The organism is Pseudomonas sp. DF5 (assembly GCF_058148225.1).
In genome coordinates, this window is record NZ_JBYVYM010000008.1 from 148,160 (window position 1) to 162,690 (window position 14,531).

Annotated in this window: 12 protein-coding genes; 7 read left to right on the forward strand and 5 right to left on the reverse strand. The window is 59.6% G+C overall.

Annotated features, from left to right (window positions below):
* The first annotated feature begins 271 nt into the window (after positions 1 to 271).
* The gene (locus AC30D7_RS10080; protein WP_007905514.1) at positions 272 to 553 is read left to right on the forward strand and encodes an HU family DNA-binding protein; all 282 of its coding nucleotides are present in this window, start codon (positions 272 to 274) and stop codon (positions 551 to 553) included.
* 101 nt (positions 554 to 654) lie between these two features.
* Here the strand turns inward: AC30D7_RS10080 and rlmF are convergent, their stop codons facing one another.
* The 5 genes from rlmF to AC30D7_RS10105 form a co-directional block, all read right to left on the reverse strand.
* Positions 655 to 1,677 carry a 23S rRNA (adenine(1618)-N(6))-methyltransferase RlmF gene (rlmF, locus tag AC30D7_RS10085; protein ID WP_490133943.1) on the reverse strand — a complete coding sequence of 341 codons (1,023 nt, stop codon included), beginning with the start codon at positions 1,675 to 1,677 and terminating at the stop codon, positions 655 to 657.
* A 175-nt stretch (positions 1,678 to 1,852) separates the two neighbouring features.
* The gene (locus AC30D7_RS10090) at positions 1,853 to 4,699 is read right to left on the reverse strand and encodes a valine--tRNA ligase (protein WP_305410081.1); all 2,847 of its coding nucleotides are present in this window, start codon (positions 4,697 to 4,699) and stop codon (positions 1,853 to 1,855) included.
* Positions 4,700 to 4,947: 248 nt separating this feature from the next.
* A complete protein-coding gene (locus AC30D7_RS10095) occupies positions 4,948 to 5,331 on the reverse strand; it encodes a DNA polymerase III subunit chi (RefSeq protein ID WP_490133944.1) in 384 nt (127 codons plus the stop codon).
* Between the two features lie 8 nt (positions 5,332 to 5,339).
* Positions 5,340 to 5,768: a DNA polymerase III subunit chi gene (locus AC30D7_RS10100; RefSeq protein WP_490133945.1), complete on the reverse strand. Its 429-nt coding sequence runs from the start codon at positions 5,766 to 5,768 to the stop codon at positions 5,340 to 5,342.
* A 60-nt stretch (positions 5,769 to 5,828) separates the two neighbouring features.
* Complete coding sequence (locus AC30D7_RS10105) at positions 5,829 to 7,319, reverse strand: leucyl aminopeptidase (RefSeq protein WP_490133946.1); 1,491 nt, start codon at positions 7,317 to 7,319, stop codon at positions 5,829 to 5,831.
* Positions 7,320 to 7,614: 295 nt separating this feature from the next.
* Here AC30D7_RS10105 and lptF point away from each other — a divergent pair, with 295 nt between their 5' ends.
* The 6 genes from lptF to era all read left to right on the forward strand — a co-directional run bounded on the left by lptF (position 7,615) and on the right by era (position 14,454).
* A complete protein-coding gene (gene lptF / locus AC30D7_RS10110) occupies positions 7,615 to 8,733 on the forward strand; it encodes an LPS export ABC transporter permease LptF (RefSeq protein WP_490133947.1) in 1,119 nt (372 codons plus the stop codon).
* Positions 8,726 to 9,787: an LPS export ABC transporter permease LptG gene (gene lptG / locus AC30D7_RS10115; RefSeq protein ID WP_490133948.1), complete on the forward strand. Its 1,062-nt coding sequence runs from the start codon at positions 8,726 to 8,728 to the stop codon at positions 9,785 to 9,787. Before lptF ends, lptG begins: the two co-directional genes overlap by 8 nt.
* 238 nt (positions 9,788 to 10,025) lie before the next feature.
* Entirely contained in the window at positions 10,026 to 11,825 is a 1,800-nt protein-coding gene (gene lepA, locus AC30D7_RS10120; protein WP_018927092.1) for a translation elongation factor 4, read from the forward strand.
* 5 nt (positions 11,826 to 11,830) lie between these two features.
* Positions 11,831 to 12,685 carry a signal peptidase I gene (gene lepB, locus AC30D7_RS10125; RefSeq protein ID WP_204125638.1) on the forward strand — a complete coding sequence of 285 codons (855 nt, stop codon included), beginning with the start codon at positions 11,831 to 11,833 and terminating at the stop codon, positions 12,683 to 12,685.
* A gap of 184 nt (positions 12,686 to 12,869) precedes the next feature.
* Positions 12,870 to 13,559 carry a ribonuclease III gene (rnc, locus tag AC30D7_RS10130; protein ID WP_018927089.1) on the forward strand — a complete coding sequence of 230 codons (690 nt, stop codon included), beginning with the start codon at positions 12,870 to 12,872 and terminating at the stop codon, positions 13,557 to 13,559.
* A complete protein-coding gene (gene era / locus AC30D7_RS10135; protein WP_007936226.1) occupies positions 13,552 to 14,454 on the forward strand; it encodes a GTPase Era in 903 nt (300 codons plus the stop codon). Before rnc ends, era begins: the two co-directional genes overlap by 8 nt.
* Positions 14,455 to 14,531 lie beyond the last annotated feature (77 nt).

Sequence of the window (14,531 nt, forward strand, 5' to 3'; positions counted from 1 at the left end):
TTTTCCTGTTTTAGAGCAATAAAGCTGACCAAATGGGTAGCTAGAGGCGGATATTTCCCCGTCTCTGTGCTAGTTTTGCCCGGTCTTACGCGAAGTCACTGCGTTAAGCGTGCATTCAGCATTTGTCAGGTCGAACCAAACCCTGATTTCGGTATCTATAACCCCGACTCGTCGTGGTTATGGCCGAGGGTGCCAGATCCAGAAGATCGGGCTCGATGGCTGACACTGCACTCTGCAATCCATATGAATTTGATAGGGAAGGAACACTACAATGGCTCTTACTAAAGACCAACTGATCGCCGACATCGCTGAAGCTATCGACGCGCCAAAAACCACCGCGCGTAACGCTCTGGACCAACTGGGCCAAATCGTTGCCGATCAGCTGGAAAACGGCGGCGAAATCACCCTGCCAGGTATCGGCAAGCTGAAAGTGACTGAGCGTCCTGCCCGTACCGGCCGCAACCCTTCGACTGGCGCTGCCATCGAAATCGCTGCCAAGAAAGTGATCAAGCTGGTTGTGGCCAAAGGCCTGACCGACGCTGTTAACAAGTAAGACTTGTTAAAAAAAACCGTGCTCCGGAGCAATCCGGGCACGGTTTTTTTGTGTCTGCGATTCAGCGATTAATCAGGCTCAATCGCTGTCTCGGTTGTTACTCAGCTTTTGCGGGCCCAGCGCTCGCGCCAGACCTGCTGCTCGGATTTGGTCTGGAAGGTCCAGGCGACGAAGCGGCTTTGCTTCTGCCCTTGGGACATTTCCACGACCTGGCTTTCCAATACGCCGGCCTTTTTCAGCGCCGTCTGGATCGCCGGCAGGTTCGAGGCTTTCGAGACCAGGGTGCTGAACCAAAGCACTTTGTGTTGAAAGTGCGCGCTCTCGGCGATCAGTTGCGTCACAAACCGTACCTCGCCACCTTCACACCACAGTTCGGCCGATTGCCCGCCAAAGTTCAGCACCGGCAGTTTGCGTTTTGGGTCGGCGCGGCCCAGTGCGCGCCATTTACGCACGCTGCCCTTGGTCGCCTCGTCCATCGAAGCGTGGAACGGCGGGTTGCACATCGTCAGGTCAAAGCGTTCGCCAGGTTCGAGCAAGCCCAACAGAATGTGCTTGGGATTAGTTTGCTGGCGCAGCTGGATGGCTTTGTTCAGCCCGTTGGACTGCACGATGGCTTTGGCTGAGGCTACGGCTATCGGGTCGATTTCCGAGCCGAGGAAGTGCCAGCGATAGTCGCTGTAGCCGATCAGCGGATAGACGCAGTTGGCGCCCATGCCGATATCGAGCACCTTGACCGGCGCGCCGCGAGGGATCTCGCCGTCGTTGACGCTGGCCAGCAGGTCGGCCAGGAAGTGCACGTAGTCGGCACGGCCCGGAACCGGCGGGCACAGGTAGTCGGCCGGGATGTCCCAATGGGCGATACCGTAGAACGCCTTGAGCAGCGCCCGGTTGAACACTCGCACCGCGTCCGGGCTGGCGAAGTCGATGCTCTCCTTGCCGTACGGATTGATGATCACGAACTTCGCCAGTTCCGGCGTGCTCTTGATCAGCGCCGGGAAGTCGTAACGACCCTGATGGCGATTGCGCGGGTGCAGGCTGGCCTTCTCGCGTGGCTCCACGGCTTTGGCCGGGGTCGCGGGTTTAGGCTTTTTGCGCGCAGGTTTGGGTGTGCTGGGGGCGGTCATGGGCGAGGTCGATTCGGGTATGGCTAAAAGTGGCGGGTATTGTCCCACATCCAGCTGCTGGTCACCCAATTGTGAAGATCGCCGCATGTCCCTGTGGCAGCGGGTGTTTGGGAGAATGTAGCGGGCATAAAAAAGGGAGGCCGCTGGGGCCTCCCTGTTTCATTGCGATGTGCCGTTACAAACTGGCAATCCGCGCATGTTGCTCGGCCAGCTTGCCCAAAGCCTGTTCAGCTTCAGCCAGTTTGGCGCGTTCCTTCTCGATGACTTCGGCCGGGGCCTTGTCGACGAAACCGGCGTTGGACAGCTTGCCGCCGACGCGCTGAACTTCGCCCTGCAGACGCAGGATTTCCTTGTCCAGGCGCGCCAGTTCGGCGTCCTTGTCGATCAGGCCGGCCATCGGCACCAGCACTTCCATCTCGCCAACCAGTGCGGTGGCGGACAGTGGTGCTTCTTCGCCAGCCTTCAGCACAGTGATCGATTCCAGGCGCGCCAGCTTCTTCAGCAAGGCTTCGTTCTCGGTGAGTCGACGCTGATCTTCGGCGCTGACGTTTTTCAGGAACAGGTTCAGCGGCTTGCCTGGGCCGATGTTCATTTCACCGCGGATGTTACGGGTGCCGAGCATCAGGCCCTTGAGCCATTCGATGTCGTCTTCGGCGGCCGGATCGATGCGTTCCTCGTTAGCCACTGGCCACGGTTGCAGCATGATCGTCTTGCCTTTGATGCCGGCCAGCGGTGCGACGCGTTGCCAGATTTCTTCGGTGATGAACGGCATGAACGGATGAGCCAGGCGCAGAGCGACTTCCAGCACCCGAACCAGGGTACGACGGGTGCCGCGCTGACGTTCGACCGGCGCGTTTTCGTCCCACAGCACAGGCTTGGACAGTTCCAGGTACCAGTCGCAATACTGGTTCCAGATGAACTCGTACAAGGCTTGTGCCGCCAGGTCGAAACGGAACTGATCGAGTTGACGGGTCACTTCAACTTCGGTGCGTTGCAACTGCGAGATGATCCAGCGATCCGCCAGCGAGAGCTCGTAGGCTTCGCCGTTCTGGCCGCAGTCTTCGCCCTTGTCCAGTACGTAGCGCGCGGCGTTCCAGATCTTGTTGCAGAAGTTGCGATAGCCTTCGACGCGGCCCATGTCGAACTTGATGTCGCGACCGGTGGACGCCAGCGAGCAGAAGGTGAAGCGCAGGGCGTCGGTGCCATAGCTTGCGATGCCTTCGGCGAACTCGTCGCGGGTCTGCTTTTCGATCTTCTTCGCCAGTTTCGGCTGCATCATGCCGGAGGTGCGTTTCTGCACCAGATCTTCCAGCTCGATACCGTCGATGATATCCAGCGGGTCCAGGACGTTGCCCTTGGACTTGGACATTTTCTGGCCTTGGCCATCACGCACCAGGCCGTGCACATAAACAGTCTTGAATGGAACCTGCGGCGTGCCATCTTCGTTTTTCACCAGGTGCATGGTGAGCATGATCATCCGGGCAACCCAGAAGAAAATGATGTCGAAACCGGTCACCAGCACGTCGGTGGAGTGGAACTTCTTCAGGAATTCGGTCTGCTCCGGCCAGCCGAGGGTGGAGAAGGTCCACAGGCCCGAACTGAACCAGGTATCCAGAACGTCGTTGTCTTGTTGCAGCGCAACATCCGGCCCGAGATTGTGCTTGGCACGTACTTCGGCTTCGTCGCGACCGACGTAGACCTTGCCCGACTCGTCGTACCAGGCTGGAATCCGGTGGCCCCACCACAGCTGACGGCTGATGCACCAGTCCTGGATATCGCGCATCCACGAGAAGTACATGTTTTCGTACTGCTTTGGCACGAACTGAATGCGGCCGTCTTCAACCGCAGCGATGGCCGGCTCGGCCAATGGCTTGGTGGACACGTACCACTGGTCGGTCAGCCACGGCTCGATGATGGTGCCGGAGCGGTCGCCTTTAGGCACTTTCAGGGCGTGGTCGTCGACGCTGACCAGCAGGCCGGCGGCTTCGAACGCTGCCACGATCTGCTTGCGCGCTTCGAAGCGGTCGAGGCCGGCGTATTCGGCCGGGATCTTGCCGTCGATGCTCTCGTTCAGTGTGCCGTCGAGATTGAACACCTGGGCCGCAGGCAGCACATGGGCGTTTTTGTCGAAGATATTCAGCAGCGGCAGGTTGTGACGCTTGCCGACTTCGTAGTCGTTGAAATCGTGGGCCGGGGTGATTTTCACGCAGCCGGTGCCGAATTCAGGGTCGCAGTAATCGTCGGCGATGATCGGGATGCGGCGGCCAACCAGCGGCAGCTCGACAAATTTGCCGATCAGGGCTTTGTAGCGTTCATCGCTCGGGTTAACGGCCACGGCGGCGTCGCCGAGCATGGTTTCCGGACGCGTGGTCGCGACGATCAGGTAGTCGTTGCCTTCAGCGGTTTTGGCGCCATCGGCCAGCGGGTACTTCAGGTTCCACAGGAAACCTTTCTCGTCGTGGTTTTCCACTTCAAGGTCGGAAATCGCCGTGTGCAGCTTGGTGTCCCAGTTGACCAGACGCTTGCCGCGATAGATCAGACCGTCTTCGTGCAGGCGTACGAAGGCTTCTTTCACCGCTTCCGAGAGACCGTCGTCCATGGTGAAACGCTCACGGCTCCAGTCCACGGACGAGCCGAGGCGGCGGATCTGACGGCTGATGTTGCCACCGGACTGATCCTTCCATTCCCAGACTTTTTCGAGGAATTTCTCACGGCCCAGATCGTGGCGATTCTGGCCCTGAGCTTCGAGTTGACGCTCCACCAGCATTTGCGTGGCGATACCGGCGTGGTCGGTGCCTGGCTGCCACAGGGTGTTGCGACCCTGCATACGGCGGAAACGGATCAGGGCGTCCATGATCGCGTTGTTGAAGCCGTGACCCATGTGCAGGCTGCCGGTGACGTTCGGCGGCGGGATCATGATGGTGTAGGACTCGCCCTCGCCTTGCGGGGCGAAGTAGTTCTCGGACTCCCAGGTGTTGTACCAGGAAGTTTCAATGGCGTGCGGCTGGTAGGTCTTATCCATGCGCGGCGGGACCCTATTGGCATTTATTCAGGAAAAGCCGGGAAGTATAGCGGGGCACGGGGCGTAGGGCGAGCAGGGGCGGACAGGGCGCAGATCAAATTGTGAAAGGGACCCCGTGGCGAGGGAGCTTGCTCCCGTTGGGGCGCGAAGCGGGCCTCGGCACCATCAAGTCAGGTGTATCAGGTACACCCGAGTGTTCGGGTATTGCGGCTGCTTCGCAGCCGAGCGGGAGCCCGCTCGGCTCAGGGTTACTCGTACTGGCTGAGCAACCGTTCCATCCGCGCATCCAGCCGGCGTTTGATTTCGGTTTCGATGTGCGGGGCGAAGTCGTCGATCACGTCTTGCATGATCAATTGCGCGGCGGCGCGCAGTTCGCTATCCAGGTGCAAAAGGGCATCGGGGCCCTTGTTGGCGGCAGGAGTCGGCTGGGCGGCCGGAGCGGGTGGTGGCGGTTCGACCTGTGGCGCATGGCCGACGGTGTCGAATAGCATGGGAATCTGTTCCTGATCGCCTTCAATGACCGTGTCGGTCAGCAAGGGCGGTTGCAGGTTGTCATCGCCGAGCAGTTGGCGGATCGACTCGAGGTCATCCAGCAGGTGCGCGGACTTCTGTGGCTGTTTTGGAGTGTCCATCGGAATGCTCAGAGTCGCTGTAAACGGTGATCTTGCAGAGGATAGCCCTGTTCGCGGTAGAAACGAAAACTCTCCCGCGCGGCCTGACGAATCGTCGGGTCTTCCACCACCACTTCCGCCACCCGGGCGAACTGTTTGGCAAAGGCCGGGACTTTCAGGTCGAGATTGACCAGCAGATCCTGATGCTGACCGCAGTCATCGCCAAGACCCAGCACAATCAAACCATCCGGCTCGCTTTCGGCGGAGCCGTGGGGCACGAAGCTTTCGCCCTTGAACGCCCACAAGCGCGCATCGAGCGCATCACGCTGGGCGGCATCGCTGCAATGCAGGTAAATGCGGTGGCCCATGCGCCAGGCTTTTTCGGTGAGCTTGCAGGCGAAATCCAGCCGCGCCGAAGGATCGGCGCTGGGCAGGATATAGAAGTCGACTTTGGTCATTGCGGTTCCTGAGCCAAAGGCCGCGTCACCGGAAAGTGACGCCGCCCAGGTTCATCGGTTTCAGGCTTTGGCGCGGTCCAGCAGGTATTGGGTCAGCAGGGGAACCGGACGGCCAGTGGCGCCCTTGTCCTTGCCGCCGCTGGTCCAGGCCGTGCCGGCGATGTCCAGGTGGGCCCAGTTCAGGTTCTTGGTGAAGCGCGACAGGAAGCAAGCGGCGGTGATGGTGCCGGCTTTCGGGCCGCCGATGTTGGCGATGTCGGCGAACGGGCTGTCCAGCTGTTCTTGATACTCATCGAACAGCGGCAGTTGCCAGGCGCGGTCGTCGGCGGCTTGGCCGGCGCTCAGCAGCTGGCCGATCAGTTCGTCGTTGTTGCCCAGCAGGCCCGAGGTGTGGGCGCCCAGTGCCACGACACAAGCACCGGTCAGGGTGGCGATGTCGATCACCGCTTGCGGCTTGAAGCGTTCGGAGTAGGTCAGGGCATCGCACAGCACCAGACGGCCTTCGGCGTCGGTGTTGAGGATTTCAACTGTCTGGCCGCTCATGGTGGTAACGATGTCGCCCGGACGCGAAGCGTTGCCGCTCGGCATGTTTTCGGCGCAGGCCAGGATGCACACCAGGTTGATCGGCAGTTTCAGCTCAAGCACGGCGCGCAGGGTGCCGAACACGCTGGCGGCGCCGCCCATGTCGTATTTCATCTCATCCATGCCGGCGCCCGGCTTGAGGCTGATGCCGCCGGTGTCGAAGGTGATGCCTTTGCCGACGAGGGCGTACGGCTTCTCGGATTTCTTGCCGCCGTTGTATTGCATGACGATCAGGCGCGGTGGCTGGGCGCTGCCCTGGCCGACGGCGTAGAACGAACCCATGCCCAGGTCCTTGATCTTCTTCTCATCAAGGACTTCGACTTTCAGGCTTTTGAACTCTTTGCCCAGGTTCTTGGCTTGTTCGCCAAGGAACGTCGGGTGGCAGATGTTCGGCGGCAGGTTGCCCAGGTCACGGGTGAAGGCCATGCCGTTGGCGATTGCGGTGGCGTGGGCCACGGCGCGTTCGACTTCAGCCTGTGCCGCCTTGATGGTCACCAGAGTGACTTTCTTCAGGGCGCGCGGGTCGGCTTTCTGGCTCTTGAACTGTTCGAAGGTGTACTCGCCGTCAACCAGGGTTTCGGCCAGCAGGCGGGTCTTGCCATAGCTGTCACGGCCCTTGACCACCACTTCGTCCAGAGCCAGCACTGCATCGCTGCCACCCAGGCCTTTAAGTGTGTTGAGGATGCCAGCGATGATTTTGCGGAACGGGCGATCGCCCAGTTCTTCATCCTTGCCCACGCCCACCAGCAGCACGCGTTCGGCCTTGAGGTTGGGCAGGCTGTGCAGCAGCAGGCTCTGGCCGACTTTGCCAGCCAGGTCGCCGCGCTTGAGTACTGCGCTGATGGCGCCGCCGCTCAGTTCGTCGAGTTGTTTGGCGACGGTGCCGAGCTTGCGGCCTTCGCGGACGGAGACCACCAGCGTGGCGGTCTTCAACGTTTCCGGGCTAACGCTTTTTACAACCAGTTCCATGTCCGGGTCCCTGAATTAATGGTCAAACTGCGCGACGCGCAGAGGCTTGCTAATAAGTAGAAAGACGCCGGTGCTTTGCCAGCGACAAAGGCCGCAGTTTGAACCTCGCCGCCTGCGCCTGACAACCCTCGGTTATACGAACTTCAGCGGTTCAGGCGCCTGCTTGAGCATGCGCAGTGACAGGCGCCCCCAATCACAGGATAATGCGCATCTTTTTCGGCGGCTCTGCCCTGCGGGCCGGCTGATACGTTTTGTTTGTTTGGCCGCTTAGCCTGACAACCCTGGAGTGTCTGGTTTGATTGTCTTCCGTTATCTATCCCGCGAAGTCCTGTTGACCTTGAGCGCCGTCAGCGCCGTGCTGCTGGTCATCATCATGAGTGGACGCTTCATCAAATACCTCGCCCAGGCGGCCTCCGGGCTACTGGATCCGGGCTCGCTGTTCCTGATCATGGGCTTTCGTCTGCCGGGCTTCCTGCAGCTGATTCTGCCTTTGGGGCTGTTTCTCGGGATCCTGCTGGCCTACGGTCGTCTGTACCTTGAAAGCGAAATGACCGTGTTGTCTGCCACTGGCATGAGCCAGCAGCGTCTGTTTGCCATGACTCTTTTTCCGGCCACTCTGGTTGCCCTGGTAGTGGCATGGCTGAGCCTGAGCCTGGCGCCACAAGGTGCCAACCAGTTCCAGCTGCTGCTGAACAAACAGGACGCACTGACTGAGTTCGACACCCTCGAGCCAGGTCGCTTCCAGGCCTTGCGCGATGGCACTCGGGTGACCTACACCGAGCAACTGTCGGATGACCGCATTAATCTGGGCGGTGTGTTCATTTCGCAAAAGAATGTCAGTTCCGATAACAAGGATCGGGGGATTTCCGTGCTGGTAGCCGAGAAGGGCCGTCAGGAAATCAGGCCCGATGGCAACCGTTACCTGATTCTCGACAACGGCTACCGCTACGACGGTAATCCGGGGCAGGCCGACTACCGCGCCATCAAATACGACGAGTACGGCGTATTGCTGCCAAAACCGGACGTCAGCGACGAAGTGACCGACCGCGATGCGATGAGCACCCGTTCCTTGCTGGGCAGCGACGACATCCGCTCGCGTACCGAACTGCAATGGCGTCTGTCCCTGCCGTTGCTGGTCTTCATCGTGACCTTGATGGCGGTGCCGCTGTCGCGGGTCAACCCGCGCCAGGGCCGTTTCCTCAAGCTGCTGCCGGCGATTCTTCTTTATATGGCTTACCTGACCATCCTGATTGCCGCTCGCGGCGCCCTCGAAAAGGGCAAAATCCCGGCCGCATTGGGCTTGTGGTGGGTGCATGCGGTCTTCCTGGTCATCGGTCTGGGCTTGCTGTACTGGGAGTCGCTGAGCTTGAAGATGGCGAGTCGCCGCAGCGCGCTGGAGGTGGCCCGTGGATAAGCTCGATCGCTACATCGGTAGCAGCGTGTTCATCGCGATCCTGGCAGTGCTGGGGATCATTCTGGGCTTGGCCACGCTGTTCGCCTTCATCGACGAGATGAGCGAAGTCAGCGATACCTACACGTTGATGGATGTCCTGAGCTACGTGTTGCTGACCGCGCCGCGCCGCCTGTACGACATGCTACCGATGGCGGCGCTGATCGGTTGCCTGATTGGTCTCGGCAGTCTGGCCAGCCACAGCGAGCTGACCATCATGCGTGCTGCGGGTGTCTCCATTGGTCGGATCGTTTGGGCCGTGATGAAGCCAATGCTGATCCTGATGGTGGTAGGGCTGATGATCGGCGAATACATCGCGCCGGCCACGGAAGTCACCGCTCAGGCCAATCGCTCGCTGGCCCAGGGCAGTGGCGATGCGCAAAGCGCCAAGCACGGTCTGTGGCATCGTCAGGGGGAGGAGTTCATTCACGTCAACTCCGTGCAACCCAACGGGCTGCTGTTCGGCGTGACCCGTTATCGTTTTGACGATCAGCGCCACATGCTGTCTTCGAGCTTCGCCAAGCGTGCGGAATTCGATACCGATCACTGGCAGCTGACCGATGTCACGACCACGCTGTTCCATGACAAAAGTACCGAAGTGGTGACTGCCCCGGTGGAGCGCTGGGAAATTGCGCTGAGCCCGCAACTGCTGAGTACCGTGGTGATGGCTCCCGAGTCGTTATCGATCAGCGGTCTGTGGAATTACATCCACTATCTGGCTGACCAGGGCCTGAGCAACGGTCGTTACTGGCTGGCGTTTTGGGTCAAGGTGTTGCAGCCGCTGGTGACCGCCGCATTGGTATTGATGGCGATTTCCTTCATCTTCGGTCCGCTGCGTTCGGTGACCCTCGGTCAGCGGGTCTTCACTGGCGTGCTGGTGGGCTTCACCTTCCGTATCGTCCAGGATTTGCTCGGGCCTTCGAGCCTGGTGTTCGGTTTCTCGCCGCTGTTTGCGGTGCTGGTGCCGGCCGGTGTCTGTGCCCTGGCCGGAGTCTGGTTGCTGCGTCGGGCCGGTTGATTGTAGGAGCCGGCTTGCTGGCGATGGCATCGCTGCGGTCATCCAGACCCACCGCGGCGTCCCCATCGCCAGCAAGCCAGTTCCTACAAAAGTCGCCAAAAACGCCCCTGTCGCAAGACCGGGGCGTTTTTTGTAGGCGCCGTCCGACCTGCAAACGTGACGCTTGCGTCGTGGATCAGGTACAATTCCCGGCTATTTTTCGGCGGGCTATGCCTGCAGCCTTTTTGAGTGTTGATCCGTGAGTGATTTGAGTCATATCCGCAATTTCTCCATCATCGCCCACATTGACCATGGCAAGTCGACGCTGGCCGATCGCTTCATCCAGATGTGCGGCGGCCTTGCCGAGCGCGAAATGGAAGCCCAGGTGCTGGACTCCATGGACCTGGAACGTGAACGCGGGATCACCATCAAGGCCCATAGCGTCACCCTCTATTACAAAGCCCGCGATGGCATCAACTACCAGCTGAACTTCATTGATACCCCGGGCCACGTCGACTTCACCTATGAAGTCAGCCGGTCGCTGGCGGCCTGTGAAGGTGCGTTGCTGGTGGTCGATGCCGGCCAGGGCGTCGAGGCGCAATCGGTTGCCAACTGCTACACGGCGATCGAACAGGGCCTGGAAGTCATGCCGGTGCTGAACAAGATCGACCTGCCACAGGCTGATCCGGAGCGCGTCAAGGAAGAAATCGAAAAAATCATCGGTATCGATGCCACCGACGCTGTCGAGTGCAGTGCCAAGACCGGCCTTGGCGTCGATGAAGTGCTCGAGCGTCTGGTTCACACCATTCCTGCGCCAACCGGCAACATCGAAGATCCGCTGCAAGCGTTGATCATCGACTCCTGGTTCGACAACTACCTGGGCGTTGTCTCCCTGGTGCGCGTTCGCCACGGCCGCGTGAAGAAGGGTGACAAGATTCTGGTCAAATCCACCGGCAAGATCCACCTGGTGGACAGCGTCGGTGTATTCAATCCGAAACACACTCCTACCGTCGACCTGAAGGCCGGTGAAGTGGGCTTCATCATCGCCAGCATCAAGGACATTCACGGTGCGCCGGTGGGCGATACCCTGACCTTGAGCTCGACGCCGGACGTCGACGTGCTGCCAGGCTTCAAACGCATTCAGCCGCAGGTGTACGCCGGCCTGTTCCCGGTCAGCTCCGACGACTTCGAAGACTTCCGCGAGGCGCTGCAAAAGCTCACCCTCAACGATTCGTCGCTGCAATACACACCGGAAAGCTCTGACGCACTGGGCTTCGGCTTCCGTTGCGGCTTCCTCGGCATGCTGCACATGGAAATCATCCAGGAGCGCCTTGAGCGCGAATACAACCTGGACCTGATCACCACGGCGCCGACGGTAATCTTCGAGCTGCTGCTCAAGACCGGCGAGACGATCTACGTCGATAACCCGTCCAAGCTGCCAGACTTGTCTGCCATCGAAGATATGCGCGAGCCAATCGTGCGCGCCAATATTCTTGTGCCGCAAGAGCACCTGGGTAACGTCATTACCCTGTGTATCGAAAAACGTGGCGTACAGGTCGATATGCTGTTCCTCGGCTCCCAGGTACAAGTGACCTACGACCTGCCGATGAACGAAGTGGTACTGGACTTCTTTGATCGCCTGAAATCCACCAGTCGCGGCTATGCTTCTCTGGACTACCATTTCGATCGTTACCAATCGGCCAGCCTGGTGAAACTGGACGTGCTGATCAACGGCGACAAGGTCGACGCTCTGGCGCTGATCGTGCACCGTGACAACTCGCACTACAAAGGTCGCCAGTTGACCGAGAAGATGAAAGACCTGATTCCGCGGCAGATGTTCGACGTGGCAATCCAGGCCGCCATTGGCGGTCAGATTGTGGCGCGTACAACCGTCAAGGCACTCAGAAAGAACGTATTGGCCAAATGCTACGGTGGTGACGTCAGCCGTAAGAAAAAGCTGCTGGAAAAGCAAAAGGCCGGTAAAAAACGCATGAAGCAGGTCGGTAACGTGGAAATTCCACAAGAAGCCTTCCTTGCCGTGCTCAGGTTGGATAGTTAGGTCCTATGTCACTAAATTTCCCGCTGTTGCTGGTCATCGCCGTGTTCGTCTGCGGCCTGTTGGGGTTGCTCGATCTGTTGTTCCTGGCGCCGCGGCGCCGGGCTGCCATCAACTCCTATCAGGGGAGCGTCAGCCAGGCTGACATGGTAGTGATCGAGAAACTGAACAAAGAGCCGCTGCTGGTCGAATACGGCAAGTCGTTCTTCCCGGTGTTGTTCATCGTGCTGGTGCTGCGTTCGTTCCTGGTGGAACCGTTCCAGATTCCTTCCGGCTCGATGAAACCGACTCTGGATGTCGGTGACTTCATTCTGGTGAACAAGTTTTCTTACGGGATCCGCCTGCCGGTGATCGACAAGAAAGTCATCGAAGTCGGTGATCCGCAGCGCGGCGATGTGATGGTGTTCCGCTATCCGAGCGATCCAAACGTCAACTACATCAAGCGTGTAGTGGGCCTGCCGGGCGACCAGATTCGCTACACCGCCGACAAGCGCCTGTTCGTCAACGGTGAGTCGATTGCCGAACAACTGGTCGGCTCCGAGCCGGGCACGTTGGGCAGCGCCGAGCTCTACAAGGAAAAACTCGGTGCCGCCGAGCACCTGATCCGCAAGGAAATGAGCCGTTACCGCGCAACGCCGGACCATTCGTGGACCGTGCCGGCCGGGCACTACTTCATGATGGGCGACAACCGCGACAACTCGAACGACAGTCGCTACTGGGATGACCCGAGCATTCCCAAGGATCTGCTGGGCATGGTTCCCGACAAGAATATCGTCGGCAAGGCCTTCGCAGTCTGGATGAGCTGGCCGGAACCCAAACTCGGTCACCTGCCGAATTTCTCGCGGGTTGGTCTGATCAAGTAATCACACACGGCGCTGTTGAACACAGCGCCGAATGCATTTCTGGAGTCGGCACAATCGGCGACAGGAGCATGAAAACAACGATATTCAGGACGTTATTTTTGAACACAGCGTTAATTGTCCCAAGCCTGCGCCGCATCAAGGCCCTGGCGGTGGAATCCAACCACGAACTCAGCGTGGGTAAACCGTGAGCGTCTCCTTAAGCCGTCTCGAGCGTCAGCTCGGTTACACCTTCAAGGATCAGGAACTGATGGTCCTGGCCCTGACTCACCGCAGTTTTGCCGGGCGCAACAACGAACGCCTGGAATTCCTCGGCGATGCCATCCTCAATTTCGTTGCTGGCGAGGCGCTGTTCGATCGCTTCCCGCTGGCCCGCGAAGGCCAGTTGTCGCGTTTGCGCGCACGCCTGGTGAAAGGTGAGACGCTGGCCGTACTGGCCCGTGGTTTTGACCTTGGCGAATACCTGCGCCTAGGCTCCGGCGAATTGAAAAGTGGCGGTTTCCGTCGCGAGTCGATTCTGGCCGATGCCCTCGAAGCGCTGATCGGTGCGATCTACCTGGACGCCGGCATGGAGGTGGCGCGCGAGCGTGTGCTGGCCTGGCTGGCCGGAGAGTTCGAAGGCCTGACGCTGGTCGACACCAACAAAGATCCGAAAACCCGCCTGCAGGAATTCCTGCAGTCCCGTGGTTGTGAGCTGCCGCGTTACGAAGTGGTGGATATCCAGGGTGAGCCGCATTGCCGGACGTTCTTCGTCGAATGTGAAATCATCTTACTGAATGAAAAAAGCCGAGGTCAGGGTGTGAGTCGTCGTATTGCCGAACAGGTAGCGGCCGCCGCAGCACTGATTGCCCTGGGTGTGGAGAATGGCAATGACTGATTCAACCGCAACTCGCTGTGGCTATGTTGCCATCGTCGGCCGTCCCAACGTGGGCAAATCCACGCTGCTGAACCACATTCTGGGTCAGAAACTGGCGATCACCTCGCGCAAGCCGCAGACCACCCGCCACAACATGCTCGGCATCAAGACCGAAGGTGACGTCCAGGCGATCTACGTCGACACCCCGGGCATGCACAAGGGGGGCGAAAAGGCCCTGAACCGCTACATGAACAAGACCGCTTCGGCGGCGTTGAAAGACGTCGACGTGGTGATCTTCGTGGTTGACCGTACCAAGTGGACCGACGAAGACCAGATGGTCCTCGAGCGTGTTCAGTACGTGACCGGTCCTCTGATCGTGGCGCTGAACAAGACCGACCGCATTGAAGACAAATCCGAGCTGATGCCGCACCTGACCTGGTTGCAGGAACAGCTGCCGAACGCGCAGATCATGCCGATCTCGGCCCAGCACGGGCACAACCTCGACACGCTGGAGCGAGTGATCGCCGAGCACCTGCCGGAAAACGATCACTTCTTCCCGGAAGATCAGATCACCGACCGCAGCAGCCGCTTCCTTGCCGCTGAACTGGTACGCGAAAAAATCATGCGCCAGTTGGGTGCCGAGCTGCCGTACCAGATCACCGTGGAAATCGAAGAGTTCAAGCAGCAGGGCAAAACCCTGCACATCCATGCCTTGATCCTCGTCGAACGTGACGGCCAGAAGAAAATCATCATTGGCGACAAGGGCGAGCGCATCAAGCGCATCGGCACCGAGGCGCGCAAGGATATGGAGCTGCTGTTCGACTCCAAGATCATGCTCAACCTGTGGGTCAAGGTGAAAGGCGGCTGGTCCGACGACGAACGCGCCTTGCGTTCGCTGGGTTACGGCGACCTGTAAACCCGGTCTGCGCTGCACCGTAGAACCCTGTGGGAGCGGGCTTGCCCGCGATGAGGATGTAACATTCAGCGCAGATG